Source organism: Paracoccus salipaludis (genome assembly GCF_002287065.1).
GTDB classification, from domain to species: domain Bacteria; phylum Pseudomonadota; class Alphaproteobacteria; order Rhodobacterales; family Rhodobacteraceae; genus Paracoccus; species Paracoccus salipaludis.
On record NZ_NSJZ01000093.1, the window covers coordinates 1 to 664 of the forward strand.

General features: G+C 64.6%; 1 protein-coding gene. It reads right to left on the minus strand.

Annotated elements, in window-relative coordinates; translation table 11 throughout:
* Window positions 1–605, minus strand: a 605-nt coding sequence (locus CK240_RS17720; RefSeq protein WP_135058946.1) for a replication initiation protein, incomplete at its 3' end; no start/stop codon positions are given.
* Window positions 606–664 lie beyond the last annotated feature (59 nt).

A 664-nucleotide genomic window follows, 5' to 3' on the forward strand; every position in this document is an offset into this window, starting at 1 on the left:
ACCCTGACGGTGCCGTAGTCATTGATCGCCTCAACGGCCGGATCGAGGACACGCTGCCGGAAGGTGTTGAAGCGGGTATAGGACTTCTGGGTATCAGCACCCATGAGTGCCCGGAGTTCGTCCAACGTGAACGTCCAGTAGGGCCTGCCAAGGCGCTTCTTGTCGGCAAGGATCGCGTAGAGCTGGCGGCCGTGCCCCGTCAGGCGATGCGCGGCGTAGGCCTCGATCTTGGTGAAGTTCGAGGGGCTGCGCAGAGCGTGAACGCCAGCGGGCGGGATCAGCAGGCGGGCCACGCTGCCCCCCTGCATGATGTGCCATTCGGCCAGGACCACCGCCCCCCACGGATCGCCCCGGTATTCGCCGGACAGCTTCACGCCGGTCAGGCGGTCGAGGCATTCCCGGAGCCAGACGTTATCGGCCCGGCTGCCCTCGCCTCGAAGGCGAAGGGTGGGAACTTCGAGCCAGACCGCATTGGGGACGGCAGCGGGCACGCGCTGCTCATCGAGTGCGGCCGCGATCTCCCACACAGCCGAAACCATGGCTGGAGTCAGGGGGCGGTCTGATCGGAGCGCAACAGCGCTGGATGGCACGGTGATCTCTCTCATGAGACAACAGTACTTAACACAACAAGTTGTCGTCAACGTGTTGTCTGACCCCTCCGGGA